A 16,372-nucleotide genomic window follows, 5' to 3' on the forward strand; every position below is an offset into this window, starting at 1 on the left:
GGCTCTACAAAAGCTCACCCACGCAGGGTGGCGCCGCCGTCCACATACAGGTCGCTCATCGCCACATGCCCGGCCTGTTCGGAGAGCAGGAACATCACCGAGTGCGCGATGTCCTCCGGGGTGGCCAGCTTGCGCAGCGGAATGCCGGCCTTGTAGGTTTCAAGGGTGCCGGCGATCACCCGCTCGGCACCATGCTCGTCCAGCCACATGCCGGTCTGCATTGGGGTCAGTGTTGAACCCGGGGCAACGATGTTGCAGCGGATGCCCAGCGGCGCCAGTTCCAGCCCAAGGCAGCGGGTGAACATGGTGGCCGCGGCCTTGGACGCGGCGTAGGCGGCCATGCCGTGCCGCGGCACGCCGGCCGCATTCGAGCTGACGGTAACGATTGCGCCCAGCCGGCGCGGCGACATCACCCGCGCCAGCGCACGGCCGACATGGAACACGCCATCGGCATTGACCGCGAACACCCGGCGCCAGTCATCGTCGCCGGTTTCGGTGACGCCGCCCACATGCAGCACACCGGCCACGCTGGCGGCCAGCGCGATCGACCCGATGCTGGACTCGACCTGGTCCACCAGGGCGTCCACCGCGGCGCTGTCGGTTACATCGAGTGCGAACGACGTCACCCGGGTATCTGACACACGCGGCACCTCGCGATCGGTCGCCACCACCGTGCAGCCGGCCTCGGCCAACAGCCGTACCAACGCCTCGCCAATGCCGCCGGATGCACCCGTAACCAACGCCACGCGACCCTCGAAACCGGTCAACTGCATGTTGCGATCTCCTGTTGCTCATCCCAGTGGCGCAGCCGCGCCGACAACCACGGCGCCAGCTGCGCCACCGCATCGCGGCCGGTCAGTTCGGCGTGCAGGAACGGCAGTTCCAGCGCCTGCACCCTGCGCGCGTGGGCCCGCCACAACGTCGATTGCAGCTGTGGCCGCGCCTGATGATCCCGACCAGCACGGACGTGCACCAGCGTGCCGTCGAACGGTTGGTGAATATGTTCGCGGATCAGTCGATTGGTGCCGGTCACCGCGCGCACCACGCCATCGAGCACCACGTCCGGCAGGCTGCCGAGTGCACTGCCGCCACGGCGCAGGAACCCCAGAATGCGTTCACGGCTGTCGAGTTCCGGATGCGCATCCGGATCGTGGCCGGCAATCGCCAGCAATGCCCGCAATGCAGCGATGGGATCGGGTTCCGGTTCGGCCCGCCAGCACTCGCTGGGATACGCGTCCAGCAGCACCAGCTCGCCGACGTCGCGGCCGATTTCATGCAGGCGCACCGCCATCGCCTGGGCGAGGATGCCACCTACCGACCACCCCACCAGATGCACTGGCCCCTTCGGCTGTAGTGCGACCACGCGCTGCACGTAGTCGTTGGCCATCGCCTCGATGCTGCTCGGCAGCGGCTGCCGGGCGTCCAGTGCCGGCGACTGCAGGCCGTACACCGGGCGTGCCGGCTGCAGTGCCCGGGCCAGGGTGCGGTAGTTCCAGGCGATCCCCCCGGCCGGATGCAGCACGAACAGCGGCGTGGGCCCGGCGGCGTCGGTTGCGGCCAATGCGATCACCGGCCCCAGTGCGTGATCGGCCAGCGCGGGAGGCTCGGCAATACGAACCGCCAGCGCGGCCACGGTGGGCTGCGCAAACAAGGCACCCAGACCCAGATCGCAGCGCCAGCGCTGCTCGATCGCCAGCAGCAGGTGCACCGCCGACAGCGAATCACCGCCGAGACTGAAGAAATCTGCATCCACTGCCACCGGCGCCTCACGCCCAAGCGCCTGGGCGAACAACAACGCCAGCTCCTGTTCCAACGGCGTGCGCGGCGCCAAGCCGGCAACTTCAAGTTGCGGTGGCTTCGGCAACGCGTTGCGGTCGAGCTTGCCGTTGGCGGTCACCGGCCAGTGGTCCACGCCGACAAACGCCGAGGGCACCATATAGTCCGGCACGCGCGTGGCCAGGTGGCTGCGCAGCGTTACGGCATCGGCAAGCGCGGTCGGCAGATACGCCACCAGACGCACTTCGCCGGGAGCATCCTGGCGCAGCAGCACTTCCACCCGCTCCATGCCAGGCAGCTCGCGCAGTGCCGCCTCGATCTCGCCCAGTTCGATGCGCAGGCCGCGCAGTTTCACCTGGTGGTCGCTGCGGCCGAGATACTCGACCGCACCATCGCGGCGCCAACGGGCTACGTCGCCGGTGCGGTAGATACGCTCGCCCGCCCGGAACGGATCTGCAATGAAACGTTCGGCAGTCAGATCATCGCGACCGAGATAGCCACGCGCCAGCTGGACGCCACCCAGGTACAGGTCACCGGGCACGCCCACCGGCACCGGCTGCATCCGGGCGTCCAGCACGTACAGGCGGGTGTTCCAGACCGGGAACCCGATCGGCACCGGCCGCGAACGATCCTGCGCCGACGCCGGCCAGTAGCTGACGTCCACCGCAGCTTCGGTCGGGCCATACAGGTTGTGCAGCTCGGCGTGCACACGCGCGTGGAAGCGGTCGCGGGACGAAGCATCCAGCGCCTCGCCACTGGTGAACACCCGTCGCAGCTGCAGCCCTTCGGAGGCCGGTGCAGCGAGGAAGGCATCCAACATCGATGGCACGAAATGCGCCGTGGTGATGCCATGCTCGCGGATCAGCCGCGCCAGTTCAGTGGGATCGCGATGCGCGTCCGGCCCGGCGACCACCAGCGTGGCCCCGCACAGCAGCGGCAGGAAGAACTCCCAGACCGAGACGTCGAAGGTGGCCGGGGTCTTCTGCAGCACGCGGTCATCGGCGCGGATGTCGTAGTGCTCGCGCATCCACAGCAGGCGGTTGACGATGGCACGGTGTTCGATGACCACGCCTTTGGGCTCGCCGGTCGAGCCGGAGGTATAGATCACGTAGGCCGCATCGTCAGGTGCCGGATCGGCCCACGGTGCGGCAAAACTCAGCGCAGTCCACTGCTCCGGCGCGAGCACCGGTACGCCGGCCACGCGCGCCGATACGTCCGCCGCAGCCAGTACGCACACCGGCTGTGCCGACGCGAAAATACGTGCCAGCCGCTCATCGGGATGGGCCAGGTCCAGCGGAAGGTAGGCCGCGCCTGCTCGCAGCACCGCGACCAGAGCGATCACCAGCTCCAGCGAGCGCGGCAATGCCACCGCCACCACGCTGCCCGGGCCGACATCCATCGCCCGCAGCTGTGCCGCCAGCGCGAAACTGCGCGCTTCCAGCGTTACGTAGTCCAGCGTAGTGTCGCCGAACACCAGCGCTGGAGTGTGCGGATCCCGATCCATGCCCTGCTGCAGCAATTCAACCAGTGTGGTCTCAGGAAGCGCGTGCGCGGTGGCATTGAAGCCTTGCAGCACCTGCTGCACCTCGTCGGTCGTCGCCAGAGGTACGGCTGCGATATCGTCAGCCTGCAGTGCCGCCGACACGAAATGCAGCAACCGCGCCGCGTGCGCCTCGACATCCTCGCGACTGTACAGCGCGGGATTGGCCTCGATCTCCAGATCCAGCAGACGCTGGCCATCGCCGCGGAAGCCCAGCGTCAGGTCATCCACCGGCCCGGTGCACAGCACCTCCAGCGTCGCCTGCACGCCCGTCAGCGCCAGCGGCTTGTAGAACGGCTGCACATTTACCATGGGACCGTGCAGGCGCTGCTGCGCGCCCACCAGACCCAGATCCCGGCGCAGTTGCTCGCCTCGGTAACGGCCGTGCTTGCGCCCTTGGCTGAGCTGCCGGCCCAGGCTGCGGGTAAAGGTTTCGACGCTGCCCTCGCCGGCGGCCACGCGCAGCGGCAACACATTCATCACCATCGCCGGTACCCGTGCCGACGCGTTGCCAAGCCGGCCCATGTAGGGCACGCCCAGCACCACTTCATCGGCCGCGCTCATCCGCCGCAGGTACTCGGCCGACAACGCGGCCAGCACGTCTGGCCAGGGCTGCAACCAACGTACCGATGCCTGCAGCAACTGCTCACGGAATGCCGCATCGAGCGGCTGCACCCAGCGCAGCGCGTCGTCACTGGCCGCGAGCGTACCGGCCAGGCCGACGCCCGCCGGTGCCCCCTGCATGTGCTCGCGCCACCACTGCCCGGCCTGCGTGCGGCGCGGGTCGGCACGATAGGCGGCATCATCGGCCAGCACGCCCGCCAGCCCCGGCAGTGGCTCACCCACACGACCGGCATACAACGCGCACACGCGATCAGTGAACAGCGCCATGCCGTAACCATCGGTGGCCAGATGATGCACACGCAGGTACCAGACCCAGCGCTGCCCGCCCAGCTCAAGCAGCACCTGCTGACTGATCCGGTCGCGGGTGGGATCGACCGGGCTCAGCCGGTCGGCGTGCATCAGGTTGCGTGCCGCAGCGGCGGGATCCGTCTCGGTGGACACATCACGCACCGAAAGCAACGGCACGTGTGCGGGGTCATGCCACTGCAGCGGCTGGCCATCGGCCCCTTCGGCAAAGCGCAGTGCTAAGGCCTGGGCCTCGCCTGCAGCCTGGTCTGCCGCTACGACGAACGCGGCCACGTCCAGCGGGCCATCGATCCACACCGCGTGCGCGGTATTGAATGACGGGTTGTCCGGTGCCAGCCGCTGTGCGAACCACAGTCCCGCCTGGGCCTCGGTCAATGCCACCGGCGTGGCCAGCGCGGCGGCGTTCATGCGCTCTGTGCGGCCTGCAGCGTCTGCACCACGCCCCACCACTGGCGCAGCGTGGTGTGCTCGGCCAGCTGCGAGAACTCCAGCGGCAGACCGGTGTTGCCCCAGGCCAGGACCAGGCCGAGCATGCGCATCGAATCCAGGTCCAGGTCGATCAGGTTGTCGTCGTCACCGATCTCGGCCGGCGTGCACTCCAGCACGCGCGCCACATCGGCACGCATCCGCTCCAGATCCAGCATCTCGCCGGCGGCAGCCATCACAGCACCTCCAGCAGCTGGTCGGTGGTCATCGGCACCCCGCTGGTGCGCGCGATCCAGTGCAGTGCCTGATCGTGATCGGCACGCGAAAAGTCCGCCACCGCATCGGCGGCAATGAACGCTTCGATGTCGCGCTGGAAGGCTTCCACCACGGTCGCGGTGCAGCCGATATGGGCGTACACGCCGGTGACCAGCAGCTGGTCACGGCCGCGCACCCGCATCAGCGTTTCAAGGTTGCTGCGCTGGAACGCGCTGTAGCGGTGCTTCACCAGCACGTGCTCGCCTGGCTGCGGTGCCAGCGCCTCGATGATCGGTTCGTGGTCGGCGCTGCGGCGCATGCCCGGTCCCCACAGGTCGGCCTGCAGGCCACGGTCACGTCGGTCCTGGTCTCCATGCTGGGCGGTGTAGAACACCGGAATGCCGTGCGCGCGGCAATGTGCCAACAGGCGTGCGATGTTGTCCACGGCCGGCCGCAGCGGCGCATTACCGGCGTCGAATGCGGCCAGGAAGTAACGCTGCATGTCGTGCACCAGCAGCGCGACACGATCGCGCTGGGGGCGCCACGGTCCGCGCGCCTGCGGGAGTTCAGCGGCGGTCGGCAAGGGGTAATCAGTGATGCGGGGCAGCGCCATCAGCGCGTTCCTCCTGTCTGTTGCAGATGACGCGCACGCAGCTGCGCGCGCAGTTCGCGGCGACTGATCTTGCCGACCGCAGTGGTATCGAAGCTGTCGACGAACACGATCTGGTCCGGCACCTTGAACGCCGCCAAGCCGCGCCCGCGCATCCAGGATTTCAGAGCCGGCGCCTTGAACGGTTCGCCCTGTGGAATCACGAAGGCGCAGCTGCGCTCGCCCAGATACTCATCGGGAATGGAGACCACGGCGGCGTCGAACACGCCGGGGTGGGCCAGCAGATGATCTTCGATCTCCTCGGCGGAGATCTTCTCGCCGGCGCGGTTGATGTGGTCACCTGCACGGCCCTGCACCACCAGGTAGCCTCCGGGCAGCTGCTGTACGCGGTCGCCGGTGCGATAGAAGCCGTCGTCGGTGAACGAGCGCGCATTGGCCACCGCATCGTTGTGGTAGCCACGGATGGTGTACGGGCCACGGGTGAGCAGATGCCCCACCTCGCCTTCGGCCACCGGCTGGTCATGGTCATCGACCACGCGCACTTCATCATCCGGACTGATCGGCCGGCCCTGGCAGGTCACGATCAGTTCCTCCGGGTCATCCAACCGCGTGTAGTTGACCAGGCCTTCGGCCATGCCGAACACCTGCTGCAGCGTGCAGCCAAGACCGTCGATCACGCGCCGTGCGGCTTCCGGCACCAGCTTGGCCCCGCCTACCTGCAGTACCTGCAGGCTGGACAGGTCATGCTTGCTGGTGGCGGCGGCCTGCGCCCACAGCAGCGCCAGCGGCGGCACCAGCCCGCAGCAGGTCACCTTCTCGCGGGCGATCAGCGGGAAGGCCGCATCCGGACCGGGGCCGGGGCTGAGCACCACGCGGGCGCCGGCATACAGTGCGCCGAAGAAGCCGGGCGAGCTCATCGGGAAGTTGTGCGCAGCCGGCAGCGCGACCAGGTAGACGCTGTCGCGGTCGATGCCGCAGAGGTCATTGCTGGCGCGGAACGAGTAGATGTAGTCGTCGTGGGTACGCGGAATCAGCTTGGACAGCCCGGTGCTGCCTCCGGAAATCTGCAGGAACGCCACCGACTGCGGGTCCGGATCGGGCGGCAGCTGGCTGCGATCGCCCTGCAGCGCCTCCAGCGCGACGAACTCCGCCGCTTCGCCGTCGATCACCACATGGCGAACCGCCGGGACCTCGGCCTGCAGCGCCCGCGCCAGCCCGCGGTGATCGAAGCCGTCGTGCAGTGCCGTGGTGATGTAGGCACTGGCTTCGGCCTTGCTGGCGAAGTGCACCAGCTCGGTGATGCGGTGCGCCGGCAACGCGTACACCGGCACCAGCCCGGCACGGAACAGGCCACAGACCGTGGTGATGAAGCCTGCCGTGTTGCCCAGCTGCACCAGCACCCGCCCCCCTGGCTGCAGGCCCAGCGCCAACAGGCCGGCGCCGATCCGCCCGGCCTCGTGCCACAGCTGTGCATAGCTCAGGCGGACGTCGCCGGCGACCACCGCGATGTCATCGGCATAGCGTTCCGCACGGTCGCGCAGGAACGCCGGGAAGGTCTCGCCACGCCAGTGACCGGCCTCGCGATAGCGCGCCACCAGCGCGTCGGGCCACACCTGCTGCAGTGGCAGGCGGGAGGATTCAACGGAAGCATTCATGCGGCAGGCTCGATGGCGGGCGCGGATTCATGGACACCCAGCGCGTTCAACAGGGCAGCAAACTTCGCTGCGGTTTCAGCCACCTCGGCCTCGGGGTGCGACTCGGCGACGATGCCGGCACCGGCATACAGGCGCAGTTGCGTGCCCTGCAGGCGCGCGCAGCGGATCGCCACGTACCAGTCGCCGTCACCCTGCGCGTCCAACCAACCCACGGCGCCGGCATAGAAGCCACGCGGTACAGGTTCCAGCTCGCGGATGCGCTGCAGCGCCGCCAACCGCGGCGTACCGCAGACCGCCGGCGTGGGATGCAGCTGTGCCAACAGCTCGGCCGCCGATGTCTGCGGAAACTTCAGGGTGGCGTGGATGCGGGTGCCGAGGTGCCACATGCTGGCGGTGGCATGCAGCACCGGGCGCGGCTGTGCATCGATGTGGCTGCAGTACGGTGCCAGGCCTTCGACGATGGCTTCGACCACGTGGCGGTGCTCGTCGTGGTCCTTGGTCGAGGCCAGCAGCGCCTGCGCCGCACGCTCGTCCTCGGCGGCATCGGCACTGCGCCGCGCGGAACCCGCCAACGGATGCGACAACAGTTCGGCGCCGCGCTTGCGCAGCAGCAGCTCCGGCGTCGCACCGACCAGCCATGCCGGTGCCTGGCCCAGCTCCACCGGAAGCGGCACCGCGTAGGTCGCCACCGACGGATCCGCGCCCAGGCGTGCCAGCAGCACGTCCGGAGAAAGCGCCTGGCGGGTGCGTGCCAGCAGGCTGCGCGCCAGCACCACCTTATGCAGGTTCTGCTCGGGCGCACGCAAGGCCTGCACTGCCGCAGCGACTGCAGCGGCATAGTCCTGCGGCACAGGTTCGGCCCGCAGGGCGCCGTCCAGCGGCGGTGCGGCCTGCGGCTGCAGTGCCAGCGCCGGCAGCAGGCGCTCGGGCTGGTACAGCGCATCGTCGGCACGCGGCTCGAACGGCACCGCGCCAACCAGCAGGCCCGGGCCGCCACGCTGCTGGGCAAAGAACTCCGAAACGCGTTCTGCCAACGTCGCCAGTGCACCGGCTGGCAACGTGGCGCGGCAACCGCGGGCGTGCACGTGCTGGCCGGCATGCCGCAGCAGGAACAGCGACGCGTCGTCGGTGCTCTCCTGTGGTGCTGGCGCAGCCTCCGGCCACGCGCCCTGCATCAGGGAATCGTTCATGGGGTCTCCTTCATCCGATGCGCTGCGGCCAGCGCGCACAGCAACAGCAGCAGCGCGCCCACCAGCAGGTAAGGCAGGCTTGGCCCGCCGCGATACAACAGCGTGCCGAGCATCGGCCCGGCCACCATGCCCAGCCCTTGCGCGGCCGCCACGGTGCCTGCGGCGGCGCCCTGCTCGTGCGCCTCTACCGCATCGGCGGCCAGCGCCTGGAACGAGGGGAATACGAAGCCCATGCCGAACGCAGCCAGCGCATACGCCGCAGGCAATTGCCAGGCCTGCTGCACGCCCGCCACCGAAGTGAAGCCGATGCCGGAAATGAGAGCGCCGAGGACGATCCAGCGACGTGGATGCACCTCCAGCTTCATCACCAGCGCCTGCGCCAGGATCAGGCCGACGCCAACGGCGGTGAGTGCAATGCCGGCCATGCGCGCGCCGGTCGCCGCATCCAGACCCAGGCGATCAATTGCGAAGAAGCCGACCGTGACCTGCGCGATAGTCACCGAGACCATGGCGATGAACGCTGCCAGCTGCGGCAGGCACAGGCGCGCGTCGAGGCGGCTCATCGGCGTGCGGCGCTGTGCGGACGCGCCCACCACGGGCGGTGTAGCCGGCAGCCGCCAGGCCAGCAATGCCAGTGCCAGCAACGGCAACAGCGCGGCCACGTACAGCGCCAGCGACAGATTCGTATAGGCCAGCCAGCCCGCGGCGGCCGGGCCGAGCACCATGCCCAGCGCGTTGGCACTGCCCAGGCGGGCGAGGAATTTTGCACGCTGTCCGGTGGGTGCCTTGTCGGCGATCAGCGCGGCTGCGGTAGGAGGCACAGCCGCGTAGAACAGGCCGATCAGGCCACGCGCACCGACCAGCACCAGCACTGACACCAGCACCGGCGGCACTGCCTGCAGGGCGACATCGATGAACACCGCCAGCGCGATATAGACGACGGTGTAGGCGCTCATCGCCAGCATCAGCACGCGTTTGCGGCCGATGCGGTCGCTGAGCTGGCCCCAGGGGCGCGCGGCCAGCATCCACAGCACGCCTGCGGCGGTGACCGACAGGCCGGCATGCCACTCGGACAGGCCGAGCATGCGGACCACCGGGCCGATCACAGCGACGAAGGACATCATCGCCATGGTGCCGATCAGGGCAGCCAACACCAGCGCCGGCAAGCCGGGAACGACGGGACGTGCGTGCATGAAACACCAGCCGTAACAGGAAAGGATTGGCCGGGCGCGTCTGCACGCCCCGCCCGGCACCCGCCCCACTCAGGACCGGATGCCACCCTCAAATGATAACGGCTCGTATTTGCATTTGATACCCATTCTCTTGAATGGGCATGCAACAGTGGGTTCAGCGCATTGCACGCAGGCCCAGCAGGCCACGGCGCTTGAACCACCACTCCAGCGGCAGCGTCACCAACGGCGGGATGGCCGCCAGCAGGGCCAGGGCACTGGCCCACCACGGCCAGCGCAGGCGCACCGCCGCAAACAGCGTGACCGCCACGTACACCAGGAAGGCCACGCCGTGCAGGGGCCCGAACAGCTTCACCAGCGCCACGTTGGTCATGGGGCCGTACTTCATCCACATGCCGATGAGCAGGCCGGCCCAGGTCACGGCCTCGATGAAAGCGACCGCTGCGAACAGGCGTCCGGTCGGGTGCATGGGGGAACGTTGGGTCACGCGGGGCTCCGGCATCGGGGTATCAAATGCGAATGATACGCAGATGCACGCCCCATGTAGAGTCGAGCCGTGCTCGACTGCTGGAACGTGTGCACCAAGGTGGACACCTACCGGAGCATATGTGGCAGCACCTGCTCTCCAATTTCGCGCAGCACCGCGTCCATCGGTCGCCCGTTGTCGACCAGGTTGAACATCACATGCGCCACGCCCTGCACATGTACGCGCAGCAGGTAGTCGCGCAAGCCATCGCGGCCAACCTTCAGCCCCAGCGGCAGTGGCTCGGGTGGCGCCTGCGGATCGGCCTGCAGATCCAGCAGCATCGACTGCACGAACGGCTTGCCTGGCCCAGCGCCTTGCGCCTGCGCCTGTTGCCACAGGCCGATGCGCCCTTCCTGTGCGGCTTCCTCGCGGTGATAGGTAGCCCAGCCTTCGGCCTCGCGCGCGATCCACTGCAGGCTCTGCCGCGCAGTGCCCACCACCAGCATCGGAATGCGCGTGGCCGGGGCCGGCAGCACGTCGAAGCCACCGGTTACCTGCAGTACCTCGGCCCTTTCTTCAGCCTCCGGTGACAACGCCGCGCGCAACAAGGTCCAGCGCTCACGGAACGTCGCCGCCCTGCCCTCCAGGTATTCGCCGAATGCCGCGAACTCTTCCGGCCGATCGCCAGACCCGAGGCCCAGCACGAAGCGGCCGTCGCTGATCCGGTCCAGGCTCAAGGCCGACTTCGCCACCTGCAGCGGATGGCGCAATGGCAGCACGATGGCCGCGCTGCCGACCACGATGCGCTCGGTCGCCGCAGCCAGCATGCCCAGCCACAGGAACGGGTCGTCCAACGCGCTCGTTGTCGCGTCCGGACCCTGCGGCACCATCAGCGGCACGTCGCGCGTCCACAACGCGGCAAAGCCCAGGTCATCGGCCAGTCGCGCGATACGTCGCGCCTCACGTGGATCGGCCAACCCATGCGACGCCACGGGCGTCATGAGGCCCAGGCTCAGACCCTGCTGCGGAAACAAGGCAGCGTACGCGGGATTGAAATCACTCATGCCGCCAGCTTAGCGTGAAGGCCTGCGGCAACAATGACGCGCCGCCCACCACCGGAAGAACACTGCATGCCGACGATCCGCCCTGCCCACGTCGATGACCTGCCCGCGATCAGCACGGTGTGCCTGGCTGCCTTCACTGCGGCGGTCGCACCTTCGCTCAGCGCGGCCGGCATCGCCACCTTCGGCAGCGTCGCCGCGGCCGAAGCGTTCGGCGCGCGCCTACACGGCGACAACCACATCCTGGTGGCCGAGCAGGACGGCCGCGTCGTCGGCGTGATCGAACTGAAGGAAGGCCGGCACCTGGCGATGCTGTTCGTCGATCCCGGCTGCCAGGGTCAGGGTATCGGCCATGCTTTGTTCGAGGCGGTGCTTCCACAGGTGCGCGAGCCGGTCCTGACCGTGCGCGCCTCACTCAATGCAGTGCCAACCTACCTGCGCTATGGCTTCGTGCTGGACGGCGAGGTCGGCGAGTTCAATGGGCTGGTGTATCAACAGATGGTGCGGGCAGCGGCCTGAAGGCATCCGCCCGGCGTTGCCCGGCAATGCGCGGTGGGCGTCATGCCCTGCAGCACGCCCGTCATAAGCAAACTGAATCAGCGAGCTCCCCGGCGGTTCCTACAATGGCCTGTCACCCTGCCCTTCGAGATGCTGCCGATGCGCGTCGCGCTTTCCGTGTTGCTGCTGGCTTCGGCGCTGAGCGCCTGCACCCCGGCCCCGGTTTCCACCGCCAACTCCGCCGAGGCGCCCGCGCCGGCGTCCGCCATCGCCTGGCGCCAGGGCGATGTCGACGATGCCTTCGCCGAGGCCGCCGACAGCGGCAAGCCGGTGCTGCTGTACTGGGGCGCCGTCTGGTGCCCACCGTGCAACCAGCTCAAGGCGGGCCTGTTCAAGGACCCGGCCTTCATCGCGCTGACCAGCAAATTCGTTCCCGTCTACCTGGATGGCGACGAGGAAGGTGCGCAAGCCTGGGGTGAGCGCTTCGGCGTACGCGGCTATCCGACCCTGATCGTGCTGGACCCAAAGCGCAACGAAATCACCCGCGTGGCCGGCGGCAATGATGCCGCCGAACTGACCCGGGCACTGACCGTTGCCGCAGGCCGCCGCAGTGCTGTTGCCGCCACCCTGGCCACAGCGCTGGCGACGCCGGGCAAACTGGCTGCCGAAGACTGGCAGGTGCTGGGCGACTACGGCTGGGAAGTGGACGCCAACCGCCTGGCCGGCGAGCGCAGCAGCGAGGATGTGCTGCGCCAGTTGTCCAAGGCCGCACCCGACGCTGCCCTGCAGCGCCGCTTCGCCCTGCTGGCCTTGGCAACGGCCGAAAAGCCCGATGCCTCGCCCACCGAAGTACGCGAGCTGCTGCAGGCCGTGCTGGCGCAGCCCGCCGAAGTCCGCCGCAACCGTGAGTTGCTGGGCTATGCAGGCGTACAGCTGGTCAAGCAGGCCAGTGCCGGGCCGGCCACCAGCAACACGCTGGGACAGCAGCTGCTGGTGGCATTGGAGCGGGCAGACGCCGAGCGCGGCGACCGCGCCGACGACGCGTTGTCCCGTGCGTTGACCGAAGTGTCGCTGGTCCGCCAGCAGCAGCCGGAGGGTGCACTGCCCGCGCCGCTGGTTGATCGGGTCAAGCAGCGCGTGGCCGCTGCCGATGCCGCCGCCACCGATGCGCATGCGCGCCAGGCCACGATCAGCAGCGCGGTCCATGCCCTGCGCAAGGTTGGCGACGACGCGGGTGCCGAAGCGCTGTTGCTGGCCGAGCTGAAGCGCAGCGAACAGCCGTACTACTACATGCCCGAGCTGGCCGAACTGGCCGAGCAGCGCGGCGATACCGCCGGGGCGCTGGAGTGGTTGAAGCGTGCCTACGACGGTGCGCAGGGCCCGGCCACCCGCGTGCAGTGGGGCGTGCTGTACGTGGAGGGCCTGCTGAAGCTGGCGCCGGACGACGCACCACGCATCGAGCAGGCCACCGCCTCGCTGATCGCCGAACTGGAAGCGCAGCCTTCCGGTTACCACCAGCGTACCCGCCAGCGTTTCGAACGCCTGGCAGGGCAGTTGAAGACGTGGAGCGGCAAGCACCAGGGCGCGGAGACGCTGGCGCGGCTGCAGCAGAGGATGCAGCAGGCGTGCGGCGATCAGGTAGATGGCGCGTGCAAGGATTGGTTGAGTTGAGTTGATGAAAACGCTGGCGGCGGGTTCGCATGCCGGCGCTTTTGTTGATATCGGTTGTGGCGGGGGGAGGGGCTGGCCGGGACACGCCGTAAACCCATCCCTGGGGGCTCGATGGCGCCATCCATGGCGCCAACGGTCCCGGCCAGCCCCTTCCCCCGCCACCCGACGGTTTCCTGCGAGCGCGGGCAACACATCAGCGCGCCGGTGAGGTTCGAAAAGCGGGTTCTCGTAGTGCCGGCCGCTGGCCGCCAACCCGACCTTCGCTGATTGCCGGCCAGTGGCCGGCACTACAACGTCGCTCTTGCTCCCTTTCACGCATTTCAATCCTTCCCCTTGACCTCAACCAATGTTGAGGTGCGATAACGATCTCCCCACGGCCAGCCTCTCTGGCCTTCCCCACGGAGATTGCTTCGATGTCGTACTCGCTTCCCCCGCTTCCCTATGCCTATGACGCCCTCGAGCCGCACTTCGATGCGCGCACGATGGAGATCCACCACAGCAAGCACCACCAGACCTACGTCAACAACCTCAACACCGCCATCGAGCAGGCCGGCATCGCCGAGCAGCCGATCGAGGCGCTGATCGCCAACCTCGATGCCGTGCCCGAGGCGCAGCGTGGCGCGGTCCGCAACAACGGCGGTGGCCACGCCAACCACAGCCTGTTCTGGACCGTACTCAGCACCAACGGTGGTGCACGCGATGATGAACTGGCCGCCGCCATCAACCGCGATCTCGGCGGTTTCGATGCCTTCAAGGATGCGTTCACCAAGGCTGCGCAGACCCGCTTCGGCAGCGGCTGGGCGTGGCTGACCAGCGATCGCGATGGCCGCCTGCAGGTGGAAAGCAGCGCCAACCAGGACAGCCCGCTGATGGGTGCGGCCGTGGGCCTGTCCGGCAACACCCCGATCCTCGCACTGGATGTCTGGGAACACGCCTACTACCTGCACTACCAGAACCGTCGCCCGGACTACATCGGTGCGTTCTTCAACATCATCAACTGGGCCGAGGTCGGCCGGCGCTACCGCCAGGCCAGGGCCTCATGAGCGGCGAGACACTGCCATACGCCGGGCCGTGGGCGGGGGTCTTCCCCTCCCCGGCCCCGGTGCCGTCGGTCGAGATGCCGCCGCGGGCCCTGCGGCGGCTGCTCGGCCACTTTCCTACCGGCGTGGCCATCGTCTGCACCCGCGATGCGCAGGGCAAACCCATCGGCCTGACCATCAATTCGTTCGTGCCGGTGTCATTGCAGCCGCCACTGGTGCTGTGGAACCTGGCGTTGCATGCGCAGAGCCTGTCCACCTTCCAGCGCGCCACCCGCTTTGCGATCAGCGTGCTGGCGGCCGACCAGGAAGCGCTGGCCCGGCGCTTTGCCGATCCGCAGGTCCGCAACCGCTTCGACGGCCTGGCATTGCTGGATGATGACGAGGATGCCCCACCACGCATCGCCGGTGCGGTCGCCCACCTCACCTGTACCCGCCACGCACAGTGGCCGGTGGGTGATCATCTGCTGCTGGCTGGCCGCATCATCGAAGTGCACGAGAACGGCGGCGCGCCGCTGCTGTTCCATCGTGGCCGCTTCCAGCCCGGCCCCACCGAATTGCTGGTGGAGGTGCGCGGATGAACATCGAAGCCCTGGAATGCATGCTTGCCAACGGCAAGGACGGCGCGCTGCTGCGCTTCGGCCTGGGCAAGGGTTGGCTGGATGCGGGCAACCCGGTGCGCGCGGCCACCCATCTGGGCCGGTGCGTGGTGCTTGATCCGCAGTATTCCGCGGCGTGGAAGCTGCTGGGCAAAGCCTGGCTGGCCAGTGGCCAGCCGCTGGCGGCGCGCGAAGCATGGCAACGCGGCTTGAGCGTGGCCGGCAGCAAGGGTGACCAGCAGGCACACAAGGAAATGCAGGTGTTCCTGCGCCGCCTGGACCGCGAACAGGCGGCCCTGGCGAAGGCGGGCTGAGTCGATCAGCCCGCGTTGGCCGATGCCGGTGCGGACATGATGTCCGGCATCGGCAGGCGGCGCGGCTTGCTGGGGAACGCGTGACGCAGGATGCGCCAGACCACCTGGCCGAACTGGCGCGGCAGCGAGCCGTTGTTGTAGTGCTGGCCGTAACGGCGGCAGATGTCCTTCACTTCCTTGGCGATGGCCGCATAGCGGTTGGCCGGCAGATCCGGGTAGAAGTGGTGCTCGATCTGGTGGCTGAGGTTGCCCGACAGCACGTTGATCAGGAAGCCACCGCTGATGTTGGACGAACCGCGCAGCTGGCGCAGGTACCAGTGGCCGCGCGACTCATTGCGCAGGCACTCCTTGGGGAAGGTTTCCGATTCGGCGGTGAAGTGCCCGCAGAAGATGATCACGTAGGTCCAGATGTTGCGCAGGCCGTTGGCCACCATGTTGCCCAGCATCACGGTGAGGAAGAACGGGCCGGCCAGCAGCGGGAAGAACACGTAGTCCTTCAGCACCTGGCGAGCCATTTTCCGCGCCACCGGGCGGGTCTGCATCCACATCGCACGGCCACTGATGCGGCCCTTCAGCCAACGGCCCAGGCGCAGGTCCTGCGCGGCCACGCCCCACTGGAACAGCAGCGCGAAGATCGGCGCGATGATCGGCTGCAGCAGGTAGAACGGCTTCCAGCGCTGTTCCGGGAAGATGCGCAGCAGGCCGTAGCCGATGTCATCGTCCATGCCACGCACGTTGGTATAGGTGTGGTGGCGGAAATTGTGGGTCTTGCGCCAGTTGTCGGCGGTGGCAACGATATCCCACTCGTAGGTGTTGCCATTGAGCTTGGGGTCGCCGGTCCAGTCGAACTGGCCGTGCATGACGTTGTGGCCCAGCTCCATGTTCTCCAGGATCTTCGACAACGCCAGCAGCAGCGTGCCGGTGATCGCGGCCGGCCACAGCAGCGGCATCCAGAACAGCGGCGAGAATGCTGCCAGGAACAGCAGGCCACGGCCACCCACGCCGAACCAGCGCACGGCGGCAGCCACGCGGCGGATGTAGCGGGTATCGGAGGCGCCGAGGCTGCCGATCACACGGTCGCGGATCGCATCGAGTTCCTCACCGAAAGCATGCATCTCGGCGGTGCTCAGGGCACGGTCGGTAGCGCGGGTCAT

General features: G+C 68.2%; 15 protein-coding genes. 5 read left to right on the forward strand and 10 right to left on the reverse strand.

What is annotated here, in order from left to right; genetic code table 11:
• Positions 1-14: 14 nt before the first annotated feature.
• From ACZK4Z_RS12670 to ACZK4Z_RS12710, 9 genes are all read right to left on the reverse strand, one after another.
• Positions 15-773: a 2,3-dihydro-2,3-dihydroxybenzoate dehydrogenase gene (locus ACZK4Z_RS12670; RefSeq protein ID WP_430372170.1), complete on the reverse strand. Its 759-nt coding sequence runs from the start codon at positions 771-773 to the stop codon at positions 15-17.
• Positions 764-4,654: an enterobactin synthase subunit F gene (locus ACZK4Z_RS12675; protein WP_430372172.1), complete on the reverse strand. Its 3,891-nt coding sequence runs from the start codon at positions 4,652-4,654 to the stop codon at positions 764-766. The genes ACZK4Z_RS12670 and ACZK4Z_RS12675 overlap by 10 nt, the downstream gene beginning before the upstream one ends.
• Positions 4,651-4,908 carry a phosphopantetheine-binding protein gene (locus ACZK4Z_RS12680; protein WP_049437644.1) on the reverse strand — a complete coding sequence of 86 codons (258 nt, stop codon included), beginning with the start codon at positions 4,906-4,908 and terminating at the stop codon, positions 4,651-4,653. Before ACZK4Z_RS12680 ends, ACZK4Z_RS12675 begins: the two co-directional genes overlap by 4 nt.
• Entirely contained in the window at positions 4,908-5,540 is a 633-nt protein-coding gene (locus ACZK4Z_RS12685; protein WP_024958585.1) for an isochorismatase family protein, read from the reverse strand. The genes ACZK4Z_RS12680 and ACZK4Z_RS12685 overlap by 1 nt, the downstream gene beginning before the upstream one ends.
• Positions 5,540-7,192, reverse strand: coding sequence for a (2,3-dihydroxybenzoyl)adenylate synthase (locus tag ACZK4Z_RS12690; RefSeq protein ID WP_430372174.1), 1,653 nt, complete (start codon positions 7,190-7,192; stop codon positions 5,540-5,542). The genes ACZK4Z_RS12685 and ACZK4Z_RS12690 overlap by 1 nt, the downstream gene beginning before the upstream one ends.
• Positions 7,189-8,382 carry an isochorismate synthase gene (locus ACZK4Z_RS12695; protein WP_235651819.1) on the reverse strand — a complete coding sequence of 398 codons (1,194 nt, stop codon included), beginning with the start codon at positions 8,380-8,382 and terminating at the stop codon, positions 7,189-7,191. Before ACZK4Z_RS12695 ends, ACZK4Z_RS12690 begins: the two co-directional genes overlap by 4 nt.
• On the reverse strand, positions 8,379-9,575 hold the full coding sequence (locus ACZK4Z_RS12700; protein WP_043396400.1) for an MFS transporter: 1,197 nt from the start codon (positions 9,573-9,575) through the stop codon (positions 8,379-8,381). The genes ACZK4Z_RS12695 and ACZK4Z_RS12700 overlap by 4 nt, the downstream gene beginning before the upstream one ends.
• Positions 9,576-9,729: 154 nt before the next feature.
• A complete protein-coding gene (locus ACZK4Z_RS12705) occupies positions 9,730-10,041 on the reverse strand; it encodes a DUF3817 domain-containing protein (RefSeq protein WP_010485221.1) in 312 nt (103 codons plus the stop codon).
• A gap of 125 nt (positions 10,042-10,166) precedes the next feature.
• Positions 10,167-11,102, reverse strand: coding sequence for a TIGR03571 family LLM class oxidoreductase (locus ACZK4Z_RS12710; protein ID WP_010485219.1), 936 nt, complete (start codon positions 11,100-11,102; stop codon positions 10,167-10,169).
• 66 nt (positions 11,103-11,168) lie between these two features.
• Here ACZK4Z_RS12710 and ACZK4Z_RS12715 point away from each other — a divergent pair, with 66 nt between their 5' ends.
• The 5 genes from ACZK4Z_RS12715 to ACZK4Z_RS12735 all read left to right on the forward strand — a co-directional run bounded on the left by ACZK4Z_RS12715 (position 11,169) and on the right by ACZK4Z_RS12735 (position 15,218).
• On the forward strand, positions 11,169-11,618 hold the full coding sequence (locus ACZK4Z_RS12715; protein WP_430372177.1) for a GNAT family N-acetyltransferase: 450 nt from the start codon (positions 11,169-11,171) through the stop codon (positions 11,616-11,618).
• Positions 11,619-11,747: 129 nt separating this feature from the next.
• Positions 11,748-13,268: a thioredoxin family protein gene (locus tag ACZK4Z_RS12720; RefSeq protein WP_430372179.1), complete on the forward strand. Its 1,521-nt coding sequence runs from the start codon at positions 11,748-11,750 to the stop codon at positions 13,266-13,268.
• A 413-nt stretch (positions 13,269-13,681) separates the two neighbouring features.
• On the forward strand, positions 13,682-14,311 hold the full coding sequence (locus tag ACZK4Z_RS12725; protein WP_430371614.1) for a superoxide dismutase: 630 nt from the start codon (positions 13,682-13,684) through the stop codon (positions 14,309-14,311).
• Positions 14,308-14,886: a flavin reductase family protein gene (locus ACZK4Z_RS12730; RefSeq protein WP_164144729.1), complete on the forward strand. Its 579-nt coding sequence runs from the start codon at positions 14,308-14,310 to the stop codon at positions 14,884-14,886. Before ACZK4Z_RS12725 ends, ACZK4Z_RS12730 begins: the two co-directional genes overlap by 4 nt.
• On the forward strand, positions 14,883-15,218 hold the full coding sequence (locus ACZK4Z_RS12735) for a tetratricopeptide repeat protein (RefSeq protein ID WP_019336271.1): 336 nt from the start codon (positions 14,883-14,885) through the stop codon (positions 15,216-15,218). The genes ACZK4Z_RS12730 and ACZK4Z_RS12735 overlap by 4 nt, the downstream gene beginning before the upstream one ends.
• A gap of 5 nt (positions 15,219-15,223) precedes the next feature.
• On the opposite strand, the gene ACZK4Z_RS12740 is transcribed toward ACZK4Z_RS12735, so the two are convergent.
• The gene (locus ACZK4Z_RS12740) at positions 15,224-16,372 is read right to left on the reverse strand and encodes a fatty acid desaturase family protein (RefSeq protein ID WP_010485207.1); all 1,149 of its coding nucleotides are present in this window, start codon (positions 16,370-16,372) and stop codon (positions 15,224-15,226) included.

This window comes from Stenotrophomonas sp. 71799_Sma (assembly GCF_056482505.1).